This is a genomic window from Thiocapsa sp., from assembly GCF_018399035.1.
GTDB lineage: Bacteria > Pseudomonadota > Gammaproteobacteria > Chromatiales > Chromatiaceae > Thiocapsa.
In genome coordinates this window covers 2,488,983-2,508,999 of the sequence record NZ_CP073760.1, presented here as the reverse complement: position 1 = coordinate 2,508,999, position 20,017 = coordinate 2,488,983, and the positions used below count along the sequence as shown (strand labels likewise).

Genomic DNA, 20,017 nt, shown 5'->3' with positions numbered 1-20,017 from the left:
TCGGTGAAATACCCAAGGCCGACTACAACATAAAAACGACGCATGTCGCTCTGGACGCGGTTTAAGGCGCCGTCACCGCGACATTGGTCGCACCCACCGTCGTCCCGTTCGATGCGAAACGCAGGAACAGGCGATTGTTGGCCGGATCGAAGGCAATCGGCTGACCGGTGCCTGTTGCGAAAACAGTGTAATACGCCGTTTGAGCGGCACTGATCGTACGTGTCAGGCTGTTTCCGCAGACGATCCATTCTCCGGCCGGGGTGGTCTCGCAGACCTGCAGTGTCAGCGGCAGACCGCGCCCGCCGTCGTCGGCGCTGACCGTGACTTCGCCGCTACTACCGATGTTCACCGCGGCCGTGGCGAAGAAGCCGATGCCGGTGCTGCTCGGCAGACGCACGACGCCGTCGCCGCTCGGGGTTGCGCCGATGGCGAGGAGATCCGGCGGCGCGGTTGCCGCGGCGGAGAGGATGAAGGTGTTGAGGCCTGGATAGCTGGGCGCCGGGGCGGTGTTGGCGCAGTCGAACACCAGCGGGATCTCCATCGCGGCCATCGCTTGGCTCGGTGTGATGCCGAAGACGAAGCCTTGGGTGGTGCCGGGCGCGATGTCGACCGGTGTGTCGGGAGACCCGATCAGAGCGTTCGCGGCATTGGTTGTCTGGTAACTGATGGTCGCCGGTAGCCCGCCCGGTAAGGCGATCGAGCAACCGGTGGCGGTCAGGTTTCCGCTGTTGATCACACTGGCGAAGGCCGTCGCGGTTTCGCCGATGGCGACGGCGCGTGCATAAGGTAACACTGCGGTATTCATACGCGGTACTGGATGTGTTGCCGTCACGCTCCCGCTTCCGGAACTGATGGCAGTGCAGCCTCCTACACGGGTTTCGCGATAATAGTTGAACCTAAACGTTACCGAGGTTCCATCGCCGCCAAACTGACCCGAGTTGAGTGTCGTAGAGATACTCGTATAACGGTCGCTGGTTGCAAAAGAAGCAGATGGAAAATAACCCGTTTCAGTGACTTGGATATCCGAGAACGTTGCCGTGAAAACCGAAGGAACAGTTACACCGCAAACGGAGGCTCCACCAGCATTCACATCAATCGCTAAGCCTGAAATAACATTGCTCTCGTTAATCGTAAATCGCTTCCCTTGTGATGTTGTCCAGTTTCCCGCTAACTGTTCAGGTGAAACTGTTGCAGGAGTGGCAAAATTGGCTGCTTCAGAACCGTTGGACGAACCCTCTCCAAGTCCCTTTGAATAAGATGACGCATGGGAATCCCCGCCCCTTACAAAGCGCACATGCAAACGGTTTAATTTATCGAAGGAACCATCTGCCCCGTCAATAAAGTCGACGGAATCGGCAAGGGCAGGATCGGATACGTCACTGGTGCTGGTCCAGTAACGATCATCATGCGTTGTAGGGAAATAGGTCTCGTCGATGGATGGACTGTATCGACGGTGATCGACAAGGGATTGAAGCTCTTTCTTATTCGGGAGACGCCAGTCGCCGTAGCCGGCCAGCCGTGACTCACGAGCAGCAGACAGCGCCTCGGCCCAAGTCATCGCGGTCGGGCTGCCGCTACCGCAACTCGGGTCTTGCTGCCCCTCGCTACATTGGGCCCATGTCAGACTTGAGGGCTCATGGGTTACTGTCCCATCGCCATGATCGGTGAAGGTATCCGGGATTTGATCTCCGCGCACCAACCGAACGCCCGAAGAATTCGATGACAGCTCGGTGCCGGAGTCTCCTCGAGCGAAATCGACGCGCCAGGCGCGGGCGGTATCGGCGGCAGCAGGTGTGGCGGTCCAACAGGAGCCGACTTGGGTGTTCGGGAAATAGTCGGAGTCGATCGCGGGACCGGCATTGCCGGCCGAGACGATACCCTGCAGCTCCCGAACCGTTGGTAGACGCCAATCCTGTGCACCGCAAAGCCCGGCTGCGTTGACCGCATCGACATAGGCAGAGGCATCACATGAGCCTCCGGGCAGATCTACGCCGCAGCTTGAGCGCTCTTGGTTGGGCGTGGATATGGCCATGCCGTGCTTACCTGGCCGACGATAGGTCCATTCGCGATCGCGCAGGCCTCCGTCCCAGGTTTTTATTTCCCAGGTCAATCCGGTGACATTGTCTTGTATGCAAGTGGGTAGGGCCACTGGAACATTCTGGACGATCGCAATCGGCATGCCGTCCTGATCAAGCGGCGAAAAATCGAAGCCGCCAGAGCCACCGCCGATTTTGATGATTTGGCCGACTTGAGCCAGTAAGTCCCGACCCTCATGACCATCCTGGCCTGCCAGGAGAGGGTCATTTCCGATGGAGGCATCCGTGCAACTGATCATGGCCATACCGTCGTCGCAGAGGGTCTGACCTGTGTCATTGATGCCGGCACTGCCCTCGTATGGGGCAGACCCTAAAAAGCCCAGTGCCAGCATGGCCAACATTGCCGGGCTGCGATTCTTCCAATTATTTGTCCGTCTCATGATTCAGTCCTATGGTTTCGAGTCTTTCCGTCTATGCCCGTCCGCATGTCACGAACGCACAATTCATTCGCGACATCATGCAACTGTTTTCGGCGCTGCAATCCTCCGAGGCGAGGCGGGGCCACGCCTCGTCTCCATCCGTGCTAAGGCGCGGTCACCGCGACATTGGTCGCTCCGACCGTCGTTCCGTTCGCGGCGAAGCGCAGGAAGAGGCGGTTGTTGGCCGGATCGAAGGTGATGGGCTGACCGTTACCGGACGCCAGAACGGTGTAATAGAGCGTCTGGCCGGCACCGACAGAGCGGTCCAGGTGATTTCCGCACACCAACCAGTCGCCTCGGGCGTTCGTCTCGCAGACCTGAAGGTTCAGTGGCAGCCCGCGCCCGCCGTCGTCGGCGCTGACGGTTAACGCGCCGATGCTTCCGATATTGACGGCTGCCGTCGCGAAGAAGCCGGTGCCGTTGCGGTTTGGAAGCCGCACCACGCCGTCGCCGCTCGGGGTCGCCCCGATGGCAAGCAGATCCGGCGGTGCGCTTGCCGAGGCGGAGAGGATGAAGGTATTGAGGCCGGCGTGGCTGGGTGCCGGGGAGGTGTTGGCGCAGTCGAATACCAGCGGGATCTCGGTCGAGGCCATCACTTGGCTCGGTGTGATGCCGAAGACGAAGCCTTGGGTTGCGCCGGGTGCGATGCCGACCGGGGCGTCGGGATTCCCGATCAGTGTGTTGGCGGCGTTGGTCGTCTGGTAGCTGAAGGTCGCCGGGATGCCCCCGGGCAGTGCGATCGAGCAGTCGGCTGCCGTTGCGTTGCCGCTATTGATGACGCTTGCGAATGCTGTCGCGGTTGCACCGACGGGTATTGCTCGGGCATACGGCAAGACGGCTGAGTTAATCTGCGCGTCTTCGATAGGCATGTAGCCGGTACCGGAAAGCTGTGCAAAATAAAGCTCGACAGATTCATCGACGCTGACAAACAAATACCCGTTGCGGCTGCCGCTCGCCTGCGGTTGGAACCTTATCTTGAGCTCACAAGACGCTCCCGGACTCAAAGTCGCCCCACAGGTGCTGTCGCTTATGCTGTACCCGGCCGAGACGTATGGGGAGTTAAGAATGCCTCTCTCGAAGGTGACCGTCCCGGTACCGGTATTTCTGATCGTCGCCGTTTGGGGCGCACTGCTGCTGCCGACCGGCACTTGACCAAAACTATAGGACGACGGAATGAACGCAACGCTGTAGGTCCGATCCGCAGTTCCGGTACCGGAAAGCTGTGCAAAATAAAGCTCGACAGATTCATCGACGCTGACAAACAAATACCCGTTGCGGCTGCCGCTCGCCTGCGGTTGGAACCTTATCTTGAGCTCACAAGACGCTCCCGGACTCAAAGTCGCCCCACAGGTGCTGTCGCTTATGCTGTACCCGGCCGAGACGTATGGGGAGTTAAGAATGCCTCTCTCGAAGGTGACCGTCCCGGTACCGGTATTTCTGATCGTCGCCGTTTGGGGCGCACTGCTGCTGCCGACCGGCACTTGACCAAAACTGTAGGACGACGGAATGAACGCAACGCTGTAGGTCCGATCCGCAGTTCCGGTACCGGAAAGCTGTGCAAAATAAAGCTCGACAGATTCATCGGCGCTGACAAACAAATACCCGCTGCGGCTGCCGCTCGCCTGCGGTTGGAACCTTATCTTGAACTCACAAGACGCTCCCGGACTCAAAGTCGCCCCACAGGTGCTGTCGCTTATACTGTACCCGGCCGAGACGTATGGGGAGTTAAGAATGCCTCTCTCGAAGGTGACCGTCCCGGTACCGGTATTTCTGATCGTCGCCGTTTGGGGCGCACTGCTGCTGCCGACCGGCACTTGACCAAAACTGTAGGACGAGGGGATAAACTCAACACGGTAGTCGACCGCATCCGCCGTCGAGGGAAGGGCAGAAAGTGATTCTGCTGCATCGGTTGCTAACGTATCATCCAAGTTTTGAAGGGCGACACGAAGGTGATCGCGCGCCTCGACGCTACCCGTGTCCAACTGCTCCAAGGTAGCAATGATCTCGGCCCTGAGATCCTCAAGCGATGAAATGTCCACAAAATTGTCCGACAGAGAGTCACCGTAAGCAGCAGCCTCGACATCGGGGCTTATTGCGTATGCTAATTGATACGACCGAATCGCCTGCTCAACAACCATTGCCAAATCCATTCCGGCCTCGCCAGGAATACCGGCTGCGCCAACATTCACCACCAAGGGTGAAACCAACAATTCGTCCAGCCCGACAGCATCGACCCTCAGGGTAAGCGTTGGCGAATCGGCGTCACGATGAACCGCTTCGTAAGAGCCTGCGGGCAACGCGAACAATAGGTCTTGCGTCGTTCGCTCCGACTGGTCTTCAAGGATGCCTGCCTCGACCGCGTCGGATGGCACCGAGAGTTTCGCCGATTGAATGAGGTCCACCCGTACGCGCACCCAGCCCTCGCGTGCGACACGTTCGCGCAGTGCGTCTTCTGTCGCCAACGCCCTGCTTGATCCAAATTCATCGACCTGCAACGCCCCATTCATCGAAAGCGAATCTTGACCCAGGGCGTCGCCAATCGACAGGCTCATCATCAGCATCAAACAGGAGAAAATGATTGCGGTACAGTGATTCTCTGGCATGAAACGAAGCCAAACAGGCCGGACAGACATGGATTCTTCCTCGCATTGCACTCGTCGGCTCCGCTCGGAGGAGTCTCCTGCAGGCATTGATCGAAACATTGCTCTTATCGAAGACACAGCATTGCTGTCGAACCGAAAACATGGATTCATAACGACTTCGTCCTGTGAATGTCCCATTTTTTAAAGCAACTTCTCGGTGATCAAGTTACTGAGTCGCGATCGAGTCGCGAAGACCGGATGATGACTTGCTGCCACTGCCGGGTAGTTCGCATTGACCCAGAGTTCTCTCCAAAACCAGGTGCCGGGCTACGGCGCCGTCACCGCGACATTCGTCGCACCCACCGTCCTCCCGTTCGCGGCGAAGCGCAGGAACAGTCTATTGTTGGCCGGATCGAAGGTGATGGGCTGACCGTTGCCTGTGGCAAAAACGCTGTAATAGGCCGTTTGGGCAGCGCCGACGGAACGTGTCAGGTTGTTTCCGCAAACGATCCATTCCCCTGCCGGGGTGGTCTCGCAGACCCGCAGGCTCAGCGGCAGACCGCGCCCGCCGTCGTCGGCGCTGACGGTGATCGACCCGGCACTGCCGATGTTCACCGCCGCCGTCGCGAAGAAGCCGGTGCCGTTGCGGTCTGGAAGCCGCACAACGCCGTCGCCGCTCGGGGTTGCGCCGATGGCGAGCAGATCCGGGGGCGCGCTCGCCGCCGCGGAGAGGATGAAGGTATTGAGGCCGGCGTGGCTGGGTGCCGGGGAGGTGTTGGCGCAGTCGAACACCAGTGGGATCTCGGTCGCGGCCATTGCTTGACTCGGGGTAATGCCGAAGACGAAGCCTTGGGTGACGCCGGGCGCGATGTCAATCGGTGAATTGGGAATCCCGATCAGCGCGTTGGCGGCATTGGTGGTCTGGTAGCTGAAGGACGCCGGTAGTCCGCCCGGCAGTGCGATCGAGCAGTCGGTCGCCGTTGCGTTGCCGCTGTTGATGACGCTTGCAAAGGCAGTTGCCGTGTCGCCGATGGCCACGGCACGGGCGTAGGGTAGTACAGCCGAGTTCAACAGGGCGCCCGGAATGAAACCATCGTCAAACTCATACGCGCCGATGTCGACAACACCGCCGATGACCCGTGGTTGGCCGGCAAAATCGATCGACGGGAGATTCGGCGTGCCTGGATCACCTGCATCGATCATCGGTGAACCGGGCAGGAGACTTAGATCGCCGTTCTCGGGATCGACGAAGAGCGGATCGACCTTGTCGAGGTTGCTGGGGTCGATGGGGATCGGGGGTGTAATGTAGAAACCCGTGCCGGGCGTCTGGTCGAAGTTGTTGTGAAGTAGAGTGACTGGTGAGGGCAATGCGTCGCTTCGAATGGCCCTCTGGATGGACAGATCGGAATTCGAATTACGCCAGAAAAGGTTGTTGTAGAGTGAGGAAGAACTGCCTGACTCGCCTGGCAGTACGAGAGAAAGGGCCGAACCAAAGTTCGCAGAATTGTCGACGAATGTGTTGTTGGTTAGGGTAACGGAGGCAACGGTGTTGTCACTTACATTCAGGATAGCGCCCCCACCCATATAGCCTGCGTGATTGCCACGAATGATATTGCCCGAAAGCGTGATCGTTACGGGGCCATCGGTATCCATCCCGGTTCCAGAGGCATGGATAAACAAACCGCCCCCATTGCCTGACATCGTGTTGCCGCTGATCAAGTTCCCGGTGAGCACCGCGGTGTCGCGCCGGCTCAGAAATATTGTTGCGCCTCCTCCTTCGACGTTCTGCTCGATCGTGTTGTGCTTGAGGTGCACGGAACCCGGAAAGGCAACCAACAATCCAGCACCCATACCATCGGTACGAAGTCCGTTTCGGAGGGTCAGCCACTCCACCACTAGCGCCGCGCCCTCCGAATCCGGCTGATATGCCCCCCACAGCGTCAACACCTGCTCCTTCCCATTGCCGGTAAGGATCGTGTTGGCGGGATCGAGATCGCGTTGGCCGCAACCGGTCACGTATCCGCCTCGCAGGGATAGCGCTTTTGCTTCCGCGCCATCGTAAATGAATCCGCCGACATAGGTGCCCTGGACGATCTGGATCTGGTCGTCCTCGCCGTTGGAGGTCGCTGTAGTGAGCGCCGCCTGTAGGTCTGTCGCGTCGTCGACGCAGAAGACCGCCGCGTTGACCGGGGTACTCAAGGCATAGAGCGCGAGGGTAGAGGCGAGAAGGCCGGGTAAGACGAAGGTCGATCGGGTCATGAGGTAATCCCTAAGACTGAGGCACATCCTCTGTCGTGATGTGACAGGTGCGGCACGTGCGCGTACTCAGTGTTCGTTGCATCCAAGGTGGGCCATAACCGTACACTCCTGAAGGTCGGAAATCCATGCGTTCGGGCTGTTTTGATGCGTCGTACCGTCACGTCGGGATCAGACCTTGAGGGCATCCTCGACACGCTTGGCGTACTTATCGGCCAGTTTGATGTGGTCACTGTCGAGCAGCTAGAAGGTTCCAGACGGACGCGGGTCGTTGCCGGGCTTGGGCAAGGGTGCGCCAGACCTCGAAGGTGATCTTGCCCTGCGCTCTCGGGTCGGCGTAGACGTTGTAGGTGTCTCGGTCGTCGCCCCGACGGCGTTGCCCTCCACGACACGCCGGGATCCCAGCGAGGCGCGGCGTTCTTTGGCCCAGACGTGTTGTTCCTGATCGCACAGCACTTCATAAGGGCCAGCCTCCTCGATGCCGTGACGGCGGAACATGGCTGCACAGGTGGGTTGGGGTTCAAAGAAGGGTGCCGGAACATCGGGAGCGGGGTCTGACCCGATGGCGCTGCCGTTCAATCTTCACGTGACAGGAATCCGGCGAACTCTGCGGGGCCGACCGCATGCCTGCCTAACGATCGACGCCCCGATGAGACGGCGTGTGTGGCATCATCGCGGATCTTGGGACAGCGCGGCTCGACGCTGTGCGGGTGATCGCACTGGTGTCGGACTGGATCGCGCGAATCGATCAGTGAATCGCATGGATACCGGAATGAAATCACTCTCGGCTCTGACCAGAATGGCACTAAACCGCGTCCAGAGCGAGATGCTCACTTTCGAGTGAGTTCGAAGTTTGGTGAATCCACGACCCTTAGCGGGGGGCGCGGTTTAAAATTTTATATTTTTTAATAATTTAAACCGCGCCGGCTCCAGCGGTTCTGAAATCCGCCGGGGCCGATCCCATCCAAAAACATCGCATACCGCACTGGGCGCGGTTTAACTTAAGAAAAAACTCTTTCAAAAACGGTCTATTCCGATCGGACTCCGCGACACGGAAACGGCGCTCAACGCTGTTTCTTGGGGTGGCCATGTTCGCGGACCTCCTCCTGCGCGATCTTCCGCGGCTTGGTCAACAGCGGGTCGCTTTTCAGGCGCCGCTTCAAGGCGCGCGGTTCGATCCGACCGGCTCGTCGACCTACGCGGGGTTGGGCCATCAGCACCAACAGGGCATGGATGCAGACGCTGTCGTGGGTGCCGCCGCACTGCAGTACGCAGCCCCACATCTGCACGACATGCTTGAAGCTGAGCTGGCGCGGGATCTGGTCCGCCACCACAGCGGCCTGCGCCATCAAGAGCCGGATCAGATTGTAGGCCAAGAGGTAGACCCACAGTTCCTTGAGGGCCATCGCCGGGGTTTTGCAGCGCAGATGCTCCATGCCGAGCGTGGTCTCGAGGTTTCTCAGATCCAGCTCGACGTGCCGGCGCTGCCGGTACAGCACCTTGAGCATGGACTTGGGGGTCGCCTTCGGGCAGAGCAGCGTGGTGACCATGATCTTGCCGCCGGCCTGAAACTCGCGCACCTTCAGAGTCGCCGGGGCTTGCGCGTATTCCTCGGGGCTCATCCAGTCGGGTCGCTTCTTCGGCTTGCTCGGCACGATCAGGTGATCGCGCGCGCCGAGCCGCTCACCGAGGCGGAAATCGGTGCTGCGCTTGCGCGCACCGTGCTGCTCGAACAGCCCGTCCACGCCGCCGCGCACCAGCTCGCAGAGCAGAAAATAGGTCGCGTAGAAGGCGTCGCCGAGAAGGATCTCCCCGCTTTGGAGGCTGTCGAGCAGCTCGCGCAGCAGCGTCTGCTCGTCGCTGCCCTTTCCCGCGCAGGGGCCGAGCGCGGCATCGAGTACCGCCCCGGTCGCCAAACACACCAAGGCCACCAACCGTGCGATCGGAAAGCCCAGGCCGGCCTTCTGGCTGGCGGGCTGCGGATACTTGGCCTGGTTCTGCGGGGTATCGGACAAGGTCACCGTCGCGCCGTCGACCAGGCGCACCCGTCGCCCCTGCCACAGCCACCAGCCGGGCGCAGCCTTTGCCACCAACCCCGCGGCCTCGCGCGCCAGCGTCGTGATCATCGGCAACGGCAAGCGTGCCCGCGCTTGGCAATAGGCACTGGTGTTGGTCGCGAGGGGCGCCTCGCCGTCGAGCGCACGCCGTACCGCCGCGGCGTTGACCACGGCACGGCAACTGCCGTCCTCCGAGAGCGCTTGGGTCATGAACATTGCCAGGGTCTCGGTCGGGGAGTACACCCGCTTGCGAAACGGCAGCTGGAGCGCTTCGACCCGGTCGAGCAGCTGCGGAGCGCTCAACAGGTCGAAGAATCCGCCGACATCGGTGTCGGCGACATGGGCAAGGACGCGTTGCCGTTGCGCGGCGTGCTGGTTAGGATGCATGGGGGCTGCCGTCCGAGGTGGTGAGTTGGCTTTGGCGAGTTCAGCCTATCACCTTGGCAGCCCTTCCCCCCCTAACTTTTCAGGATCTTGCGACTGCATCCTCCCTTATCTTAGTGCCATTCGGGGTAGACATGGATCCTTCCTCGCACTGCTCTCGTCTGGTCGGCTCGGTGGATTGACTGGCGTTCACGGATCGGGGTTTTCCCCATATCGTCGGCGCTGTATCGCGGCCGGCATGTAGGCATCGAGTCATATCTGTTTCGTACTCTGAATGGCCCATCTAAGGAAGCTTCCTGATGATCAAGGCGCAAGCTCGCTATAGAGTCGCGTCGTCCAAATGAAGACAAGCGGGAATGGCTTGGGGGCCGCGACCAGGTGATCTAACCGCTCAGCCATGTGCCTTGCTACGGCGCCGTCACCGCGACATTCGTCGCACCCACCGTCCTCCCGTTCGCGGCGAAGCGCAGGAACAGTCTATTGTTGGCCGGATCGAAGGCGATCGGCTGACCGGTGCCTGTGGCAAAAACGCTGTAATAGGCCGTTTGGGCAGCGCCGACGGAACGTGTCAGGTTGTTTCCGCAAACGATCCATTCCCCTGCCGGGGTGGTCTCGCAGACCCGCAGGCTCAGCGGCAGACCGCGCCCGCCGTCGTCGGCGCTGACGGTGATCGACCCGGCACTGCCGATGTTCACCGCCGCCGTGGCGAAGAAACCGGTCCCGTCGCGGCTTGGCAAGCGCACCACGCCGTCGCCGCTCGGGGTCGCGCCGATGGCGAGGAGATCCGGCGGCGCGGTTGCGGCGGCGGAGAGGATGAAGGTGTTGAGGCCGGGATAGCTCGCCGCCGGAGCGGTGTTGGCGCAGTCGAACACCAGCGGGATCTCGGTCGCGGCCATCGCTTGGCTCGGTGTGATGCCGAAGACGAAGCCTTGGGTTGCGCCAGCGGCAATGTCGACAGGGGTGTTCGGTGACCCGGTCAGGGCGTTGGCTGCGGTGGTCGTCTGGTAGCTCAAGGTTGCGGGAATGCCAGTGGGCAGGGCAATCAAGCAATCTAATGCCGTCGCGTCGCCGCTGTTGATGACGCTCGCGAAGGCGGTGGCGGTTTCGGCGATCGCGACGGCACGGGCGTAGGGTAGGACAGCGGTGTTGATGGCCGCTTGTGTGCCCGCGATCTCATCGACAGCGCGATCAACCTGAACCCTAGGCGTTGTGATGTCGTTGACATCAGTAAGAGACATTCCAGTCGATTTGAGCGTGCTCAGAATGGTATCGGGGTCTGCGGCGGGTTGCGCTGATTTGATCACGGCCCAAGCTCCGGCGACGTGTGGTGTTGCCATCGAGGTTCCGCTTTTAGACGCGTAGCCTGTGCCTGTGACTGCTGAATAAATGGATTCTCCGGGCGCCAGTAAATCGAGGAAGTAAGCGCTATTGGAGAAGATCGAAATCTGGTCCGCCTTCGATGTGCTTCCAACACTGATCGCACTCGAAACGCATGCGGGCGCGCTGATCGCGTTGATGTAGCCCTCGTTTCCACTGGCAGCGACGGTTGCAATGCCAGCGGTTCGCAGCTGGTCGATAATCGGGCGCCTGGCATCATCGTTACAGGGGCCCGTAAATGCACCGCCTCCGAGACTCATGTTGATGACCGCGATTGAGTGATTGGTTCTGAGAAGGTAGATGCGCTCCAACGCACGAAGGGAATCAGAAGTAAACGTGCGAATGCAAGGAGCTGTGCTCCCACAGATGCTGACTGAATTGAAACGAGAAAATATCTGAGCGGCGATGATGTCGGCGTCTCTGGCAACACCGGAAAAGCTGTCACTTTGTCCTGCGGCGATTCCCGCGACATGGGTGCCGTGATCACAACCGGCTAAGGTGACCGGACAATTGATTCCGGAGCCGCTTGCCGTGGATTCAGACACGCTTCCCGGACAAAGCGAAGTCGCACCGAGTGCAGGGACATTCGACGAGTAGCATGCCTCCGCAACCACCTTACCTCTCAAAAAGGGGTGATTCTTATCCACGCCCGTATCCAGAACGGCGACGACTTGGCCTTGCCCGGTGTATCCACGGAAGGAGCCATCGAGTCCGCCAATCAGCGGAACACTATCCATTAGGAAGGGGAGCATGATGCTATCCTCCACCACATCGAGAACGTCGGGATGCGCTAGGAGGTCCAAAATGTCGGACTCACTCGCCTGCATCGCGAAAGCGGGTGTTAGAGCGAAGCGCTTGATGCCCATGGCTGCTTGATCCCGTCCGCTCGTCGCGGACAAATCATCCAGAACGCGCTGTTGCATCGTCGAGAGCACTTCTCGCTGTTGCGAGATTCCGTCATGGTCGAGTATTGATTCGGGCTGCAACCAGGTCTTGAGTTTTACGATGACCGGGACTCGACCTAAGGATTGAGCTTGATCCAACAACTCGCGATGAGCCACGCCTTTTTCCGATGGAGCGCCACGGTAATCCGTGCTTTGCCCCGTCTTGGTCTCAAGCTCCACGCTCCGATTTGGAGCGTTAGGTGCGTCGATTGCGCTATTGGCCGACGAGGTCGACATGGCAGCGAACCCGGCAACGAATGCGAGGGTGACTGAAATCGAGGCATTCTTTGCACGTCGAACAACGTTCCGTTCCTTTTGTACCTTTGGGCGAATGTTCATGGTGATCTTTCTCGCGATGAGCGAAATGGTCGAATTCAACGCCCGGACACCATTCTCGGTCTCCGGGATCTCTGAGAGGGATTACTGATGTCGTGTAAGCCGACCGGGCTACCCCGATGATTAGCATGACGCCGACGTGCGCTCGCACGGACGAGCCCTGAGCCGTTGTCCGCTCCTTGGGCTGATTCTCGGAAAGAAAGGGCTAGATTGGCGTGGCGGAGTGCGGCGAGGGCCGGCGACACGTGGCACCGGATCTGCGAGATGTGCGGGAAGGTGATCGATCGGGGCATGGAGGTTTCTTCCTTGAAGTGACGCATCGCGGCAGCGCCGATATGACGTGCTCCAGAAACATCGAAAGCTCGATGTAAAGGTAATACCGACTAAGCGACGCATCTGAGTCGCAGGGTCACACGCCGTAGCCGAGCTTTGAAGGTAGGAGAATCGGTGGAGAACCGCAATGATCCAGGTCAGCACACGTCGGAAATGTTTTGCCGAACCAACCTCCGAAGCAACGCCGACCGCCTGCTCGGGAGTCGATATCGCATCAACGCGTCCGCAATTGACTGCGCCTTAGCGCTGCAACCCTGCATCACAATCGGAACGACGGGGTGGAGGATGGGTGCTCCCCCCTCGCAACCGTTGCGACTCGAATGCCCCTTTTATTTTGGGCCGACCAACTGCGCAACCACCGCGTTGACCTGTTGCAGCCGCCGTTGCGGCTCGGCCATGTCTCGGTAGAAGCGCAGCTTGTCGCTGCCGTCGAGTTTGAATTCCTTTGGCTTTTGCTGAATCAGCCGGATCAGGTTGCCGGGGTCGATGCTCGGCGCCTCGTCGAAGAGGATCCGCCCGCTCGCCGGCCCGGCTTCGATCTTGCGGATCCCGTACGGTTGGACCTTCAGCTTCAGCTCGGTGATCTCGAGCAGGTTCTTGGCCGGCTCGGGCAGCAGACCGAAGCGGTCGATCATTTCCACCTGCAGCTCCCTGAGATCGCCGGCCGTGGCGGCGCTCGCAATCCGCTTATACATGACGAGACGCGCATGCACGTCGGGCAGATAGTCGCTCGGTAAGAGGGCGGGTAGGCCGAGGTCGATCTCGGCGCCGTGGCTCAGCGGGCGGTCCAGCTCGGGCGTGCGACCGGCCTTGAGCGCCTGCACGGCCCGCTCCAAGAGATCCATGTAGAGGGAGAAGCCGACCTCGTGGATCTGACCGGATTGCTCGTCGCCGAGCAGCTCGCCGGCACCGCGGATCTCGAGATCATGGGTCGCCAGCGTGAAGCCGGCACCCAGATCCTCCATCGACTCGATCGCCTCCAGTCGCTTTTTGGCATCCGCCGTCATCGCTGTGGTCGGCGGCGTGATCAGATAGGCATAGGCGCGATGGTGCGAGCGCCCGACGCGTCCGCGCAGCTGATGCAACTGCGCCAGGCCCAGCTTGTCCGCCCGGTTGATGACGATGGTGTTGGCGCTCGGCACGTCGATGCCGCTCTCGATGATGGTGGTGCAAACCAGCAGGTTGAAGCGCTGGTGATAGAAGTCGCGCATCACCCGTTCGAGATCACGCTCGCGCATCTGTCCGTGCGCGACCTGCACGCGCGCCTCCGGGATCAGTGCCTCGAGCTTCTGCGCTTGGTTCTCGATCGTTTCCACCTCGTTGTGGAGAAAATAGACCTGACCGCCGCGCTTGAGCTCGCGCAGCACCGCCTCCTGGATCAGTCCGTCGTTCCAGGGGCTGACGAAGGTCTTGATCGGATGACGCTCGACCGGCGGGGTGGCGATGATGGACAGATCGCGCAGGCCGGACATGGCCATGTTGAGCGTGCGCGGGATCGGCGTCGCCGTGAGGGTCAGGATGTCCACCTCGCTGCGCAGATTCTTGAGCTGCTCCTTGTGGCGCACCCCGAAACGGTGCTCCTCGTCGATGATCGCCAGTCCCAGATTCTTGAATTTCAGGTTGGGCTGCAGCAGCTTGTGGGTGCCGACCAGGATGTCGACCGTGCCGTCGGCCAGACCCTCGAGCACCTTCTTCTGCTCCTTCGCCGTGCGGAACCGCGACAGACTCTCGATCTTGATCGGCCAGTCGGCGAAGCGGTCGGAGAAGTTCTCGAAATGCTGTTGGGCGAGCAGCGTGGTCGGCACCAGCACGGCGACCTGCCGTCCGCCCTGCACGGCCATGAAGGCCGCCCGCATGGCGACCTCGGTCTTGCCGAAGCCGACATCGCCGCAGACCACTCGGTCCATCGGCTTGGCGTCTTCCATGTCCGCGATCACGCCCTCGATGGCGCGCAGCTGATCGGGCGTCTCTTCGAAGGGGAAGGCGGCGGCGAAGGCGGCATAGTCGTCACCCGGCGCCGGGCAGGCCACACCCTCGCGGGCGGCTCGCCGTGCATAGATATCGAGCAGCTCGGCGGCCACGTCGTGCGCCTTCTGCGCGGCCTTGCGCTTGATCCGGTCCCACTGCTCGCCGCCGAGCCGGTGGAGCGGGGCATTCTCGGGCGAGGCCCCGGTGTAGCGCGAGATCAGATGCAGGGAGCTGACCGGGACATAGAGCTTGTCGCCGTTGGCGTATTCGAGCGCGAGGAACTCGGTGGTCATGCCGCCGACCTGCAGGGTTTGCAGCCCCAGATAGCGCCCCACGCCGTGCTCCTCGTGCACGACCGGCGCACCCGCGGTGAGCTCGGTGAGGTTGCGCACGATGGCGTCGCTGTCGCGCTCGCGCGCGCGGCGCCGCCGCTCCTGGCGCACCCGCTCGCCGTAGAGCTGGGTCTCGGTGACCAGGGCGATGCCGCGGTCTTCCAGCAGCAGACCGCGCTCCAGCGGCGCGACCGTCAACGCCATCTCGAGATCGCCGTCGATGAAGGATTGCCAGCCCTCGATCTGACGAGCACGGATGTTGAACCCGGCCAGATGCTCGGCGAGCATCTCGCGCCGTCCGGTACTCTCGGCGACGAACAGGACCCGACGTCCCGGCGCGCTCAGGAAGTCCTGCAAGGCTTGCGCAGGTTGCGCCGCGCGCGCCTGGATGGCGAGCGGGGGCAGGGTGGTGGTCGCGAAGTTGTGAAACGCCGCATATCCCTTGCGCCGATCCGGCACCTCGGGGGACTGATAGAGCACGCCCGACAGCCGGTTGAGCGCCCCGGCCATCTCGTCGGGATGCAGATAGAGCTTAGCGGGCGGCAGGAGCGGACGCTCGATGTCGTGACGACGCTGCTCGTAGCGCTGAGCGACGCCGGCGATGAAGCTCGTCGCGGTCTCGCGGCAGGTGTCGGACTCCAAGGCCAGGACGCCCGCGGGCAGATAGTCGAAGAGTGTCGCGGTCGCCTCGAAAAAGAGCGGCAAATAGTATTCCAGCCCGCCCGGCGTGCGCCCCTCCGACACCTCGCGATAGACCAGGCTGGCTTGCGGGTCGCCCTCGAAGCTCGCCCGATAGCGTTGGCGAAACCCCGAGATCGCCTCTTCGGTCAGCGGGAATTCACGCGCCGGCAGCATCCGGACCCGTTCCAGCTTCTCCTGCGAGCGCTGGGTCTCCGGGTCGAAGGTCCGGATGGTCTCGACCTCCTGGTCGAAGAGGTCGATGCGCAGCGGGACCTCGCTGCCCATCGGAAAGACGTCGAGCAGTGAGCCACGCACCGCATACTCGCCGTGACCGATGACCTGGGAGACGCAGGAATAGCCGGCACGCTCCAGGCGCCGCCGCGTCGCATCCAGGTCCAGACGATCCCCGACCGCAAGCACCAGTGACTGCCCGTCCACATACTCGCGCGGCGGCAAGCGCTGCATCAGGGTGGCGACCGGGACGACCAAGACGCCCTTGTCGAGCCCCGGCAAGCGGTGCAGCGTCAAGAGCCGTTCCGAGACCAGCTCGGGAAGCGGCGAGAAGACGTCGTAGGGCAGGGTCTCCCAGTCCGGAAAACCCAGCAGCGGGAGGCCGCTCCCGGCCAAAAAGAATCCGAGCTCGGCGCGCAGATGGGCAGCGGCTTGGACATCCGGGACGACCGCGAGGATCAGCCCGTCATGCGTGCGCGCGGCCTCGGCGATCGCGAGCGCGACGCTCGCGCCATACAGCCGCCCCCACAGCAGGCGCTCGCCGGGTCGACCGGGCAGCGGCGGGCCGAGCGGAGACGGCATCTTGTTCAGGGCCACCGGGTGCATGGACGGCATTACCTCGCGACAACGACAGGGCAAGGATTCTCGCACAGCGTCGCCGTCGGGAAGTCGAGATTCTTTTCCAGGTGTGCGGAGCCGCTGATGTCCTTCGCCGTCGGCGCGATAGGCGATATCTTGACCTGGGTTCGGGAACTCTACATCAGCGACCCGCCGACGAATATCGCCTAGACTTGCCCTTTCACGCAACGGCACGGAGCGCTCAGCATGTCCGATAACCTCCTGCTGGTGGCCGCAGGCGAAACGGCCCGCCGAGAGATCTCGGTGTTACTGCAAGGTTCTGGTTACCAGGTGACGACGGCGGCGAGCGGGGGCGAGGCCCGCACGGCTTTGATCGACCAGCCTCCGGATCTGATCCTGCTGGAGTCGCCTTGGCCGAAGGATGTCGACAAAGGTCGGCTGGAGCAGTGGGCGCTCGAGTACCCGATCCTGATGGTCTGCGACGAGACCGGGGTCGAAGGGGCGTTGCAGGCCCTGCGTTTGGGTGCGGCGGAGTTTCTGGTCAAACCCTTGGATCTCGGCGAGCTGACGAGCGCGATCCGGCGGATCATCGACAACGCCCTGCTCTACCGCAGCGGGGAGTTCTATACCAGCGTCGTCAGGCATGAGGCGCCGAGTCTCTTGGTCGGCGAGAGCGAGCCGCTGCGCCACCTCCTCGACAGCCTCAAAGCCGTGGCCCCCAGCGAGGCCACCGTGCTGATCCTCGGCGAGAGCGGGGTCGGTAAAGAGAAGGTTGCGCAGGAGATTCACCGGCTCAGTGTGCGTGCACAGGGCCCGCTGGTGGAGGTGGACTGCTGCTCGTTGCCGGAAACCCTCTTCGAGTCCGAGCTCTTCGGGCATGAGCGGGGGGCCTTCACCGGGGCCACGCAACGCAAACCCGGGCTGATCGAGCAAGCCCGCGGCGGCACCCTGTTTCTCGACGAGATCGGCGAGATCCCGGCCGCGATCCAGGCCAAGCTCCTGCGCGTGTTGGAGACCAAGCGGTTCCGCCGGCTCGGCAGTGCAACGGACCTCGAAGCGGACGTGCGCATCCTTGCGGCCACCAACCGGGATCTCGAAGGCATGGCTCGACGGGGCGAGTTTCGCCAGGACCTGCTGTTTCGTCTCAATGCCTTCGTCGTCCCTGTGCCGCCGCTGCGCGAGCGCCGCGAGGATGTCGCCGCGCTGACGCGGTACTTTCTGGGCAACTCGGGGATGTCGTCCAGAATCGCCAAACGCGTGAGCGAGCCGGCCATGCGCCTGCTCATGGAGTATTCCTGGCCGGGAAACGTCCGGGAGCTTCGCAACGTGGTCGAGAGGGCGATCATCCTATCCGGCAACAAGCTCAAGATCGACCTGGAGCATCTCACCCTGTCGCACACCGGTGCGCCTGCCCCTGCCGATGCCCCTGCCGCTGCGGTCTCCCTCGCCTTCGACCACGAGCCGACACTGGCCGAGATCGAGCAGGCTTACCTGCGGCTGCTGCTCGAGCGCCACGCGGGACGCCGCAGTGCGGTGGCGCGGATCCTGGGCATCGGAGAGCGCACCCTGTATCGGATGCTGGCCGATCGGAAGGAGGATTCCGACGACCCCGCCCCGTGACCCCGCGGATCCGCGGTTGCCGCGCGCCTGCCCATGGGCTCGGCCGACGCGGGAGACCGGGCGAAGGGCTGCGCCTCGTCGCCGGCCTGGACCCGCGCGTGAGGCACCGTCGGCCCGTCACACCGCCGCTGCCGAGCCCCGCGACGCGGTCCTCACTTGAAGATCTGCGCCTCGGTCATCCGCCCGATGTACCAGTTCGCCGCCTTCGCCCCGCGACTGTTGGCCCAGGTCACGAAGTCCGGATAGGCCCAGGCGATGTTGTTCCACTCCGTGGGATGACGCCAGGTCTCCGGCACGTCCAGCGCCCAGGGCTGATCGTCGGCGGTCCGGTAGTAGCGGCCCTGCGCGGGATCCGAACGATCGTCCAGCGTTCCGAACAGCTTGGGATCGGCCTTGTCGGTCGGCGGATGATCGACCAGGTGGACCTCCAGACCGCGCTTGGAGGTGCGGTAGATGAAGGGGTTGTAGGGCGCATCCCCGACCTGCTCGCGCGGCAACGGCGTCTTGAAATGGATCTCCGCCACCATCGGCACCGGCGCGGAGCGCGGACACCGCATCACGGTGTTGAACATCGAGCAGGGGAAGGCCGCCCCGGTCTTGGTCAGGGTCGTCACATTGGACGACAGGATGAAGACCACATCCCTCTGTCCGGCCTCCAGGGGGAGCGCCACGGGCGCCTGATCGCGAATGCTCAGGGTGGTTTTCGCCGTATCGATCAGGTCGCGGCTCAGCCCCGGAAAATGCACGCCGAAGCCGTTGTCCGAGCCCGCCCCGCGGGCCCGGATCTCGTAGATCAGCTTGAGGTCCGTGATCTCGTTGCGGGCATTGATGGTCTCGATCACCCGATAGGCCATCACCAGATCGTTCATGTCGAAGTCGCCCTTCTTCGGCCACAGATCCTCGAAGGCCAACGACCCGAAGCCGGTCGCATTCGGATAAAACCGCCGCGCGGCCCGCGCCGGATCCGTCGGGAAGGCGTCCAGATCGTCGCTGATCCCGTCGTTGTCGGTATCGGCGACGACGCTCAACAGCTTCACCTGGCCACGATCGATCGCGGAGAAGGGGGTGACCTTGATGGCGATCAAGACATCGTTGAAATCGTGATCGCCGCCGCCCCGGTTCAGATCCTCGAAACCCAGGACCAGCAGCTCGTCCTCCGGCTTGGAGAGCAGCACCGTATGCGCGTTCAGGTTCGGATCGGCGGTGGTCGGCTTTTCCGGATTCAGCGCCTTCAGCGAATAGAAGATGGCGCTCGGCGAGTGATTGGGATCCACGCCGCGGCCCTTCCAGCCGTTCGACACGATGGTGAAACCGACCGCCGTGCCGGCCTTGAATTTGCCCAGGTTGACGCCGTCCCCGGTCTTCAGGCCGCCTTCGGGCGGGAGCGAGAAGTTCGGGAACAGGATCTTGGTCGACAGCTCGCCGGCCGAGCGCGGGACATTGCCCGGATCGTAGGTGAAGAACCCGACGGCATTCCGGTAGCCGGCGCCTTCGTGGACGAAGGCCACGCTGATCTCGGCATCCTCGAGCAGATTGATGTTCGCGCCCCGATCGTCCGTGATCAGCGTCGGATCGGTCTTGCGGATATCCTTGGTTTCGGGCAGACGCGCGTGGATCTCGGTCAGGAGACCGGGCGGGATCTTGGCGCTCATGTCGACCAGGTTATTGGGTACTCCGAGGTTGTTGAAGCCGTCGAGGTACTGCCAGGTCACGGTCGCGCCGGCATTGGCCGCGACGCCCAAGGCCACGGTCAGCACGGAAATCCTCAGGGAGTGAAGCTGGTTCATCGATGCATCCCTATAATCGCAAGCTGTTGAAGATG

Annotated in this window: 8 protein-coding genes; 1 reads left to right on the top strand and 7 read right to left on the bottom strand. The window is 62.1% G+C overall.

All coding sequences use genetic code 11. From position 1 onward, the window contains the following. Positions 1-61: 61 nt before the first annotated feature. The 6 genes from KFB96_RS11360 to mfd all read right to left on the bottom strand — a co-directional run bounded on the left by KFB96_RS11360 (position 62) and on the right by mfd (position 16,602). A complete protein-coding gene (locus KFB96_RS11360; protein ID WP_213461404.1) occupies positions 62-2,437 on the bottom strand; it encodes a DUF1566 domain-containing protein in 2,376 nt (791 codons plus the stop codon). A gap of 182 nt (positions 2,438-2,619) precedes the next feature. After that, complete coding sequence (locus KFB96_RS11355; RefSeq protein ID WP_213501944.1) at positions 2,620-5,118, bottom strand: choice-of-anchor D domain-containing protein; 2,499 nt, start codon at positions 5,116-5,118, stop codon at positions 2,620-2,622. Positions 5,119-5,424: 306 nt separating this feature from the next. Then, positions 5,425-7,356, bottom strand: a complete 1,932-nt coding sequence (locus tag KFB96_RS11350) for a right-handed parallel beta-helix repeat-containing protein (protein WP_213461400.1) — start codon at positions 7,354-7,356, stop codon at positions 5,425-5,427. A 1,061-nt stretch (positions 7,357-8,417) separates the two neighbouring features. Beyond that, positions 8,418-9,797 carry an IS4 family transposase gene (locus tag KFB96_RS11345; protein ID WP_213501941.1) on the bottom strand — a complete coding sequence of 460 codons (1,380 nt, stop codon included), beginning with the start codon at positions 9,795-9,797 and terminating at the stop codon, positions 8,418-8,420. 404 nt (positions 9,798-10,201) lie between these two features. Then, positions 10,202-12,493 carry a S8 family serine peptidase gene (locus tag KFB96_RS11340; protein ID WP_213461399.1) on the bottom strand — a complete coding sequence of 764 codons (2,292 nt, stop codon included), beginning with the start codon at positions 12,491-12,493 and terminating at the stop codon, positions 10,202-10,204. A 620-nt stretch (positions 12,494-13,113) separates the two neighbouring features. Further along, positions 13,114-16,602, bottom strand: coding sequence for a transcription-repair coupling factor (mfd, locus tag KFB96_RS11335; RefSeq protein ID WP_213461398.1), 3,489 nt, complete (start codon positions 16,600-16,602; stop codon positions 13,114-13,116). 219 nt (positions 16,603-16,821) lie between these two features. On the opposite strand from mfd, the gene KFB96_RS11330 reads away from it, so the two are divergent. Beyond that, positions 16,822-18,195, top strand: coding sequence for a sigma-54 dependent transcriptional regulator (locus KFB96_RS11330; RefSeq protein ID WP_213461397.1), 1,374 nt, complete (start codon positions 16,822-16,824; stop codon positions 18,193-18,195). Positions 18,196-18,347: 152 nt separating this feature from the next. On the opposite strand, the gene KFB96_RS11325 is transcribed toward KFB96_RS11330, so the two are convergent. Then, entirely contained in the window at positions 18,348-19,982 is a 1,635-nt protein-coding gene (locus KFB96_RS11325) for an LruC domain-containing protein (RefSeq protein WP_213461396.1), read from the bottom strand. Positions 19,983-20,017 lie beyond the last annotated feature (35 nt).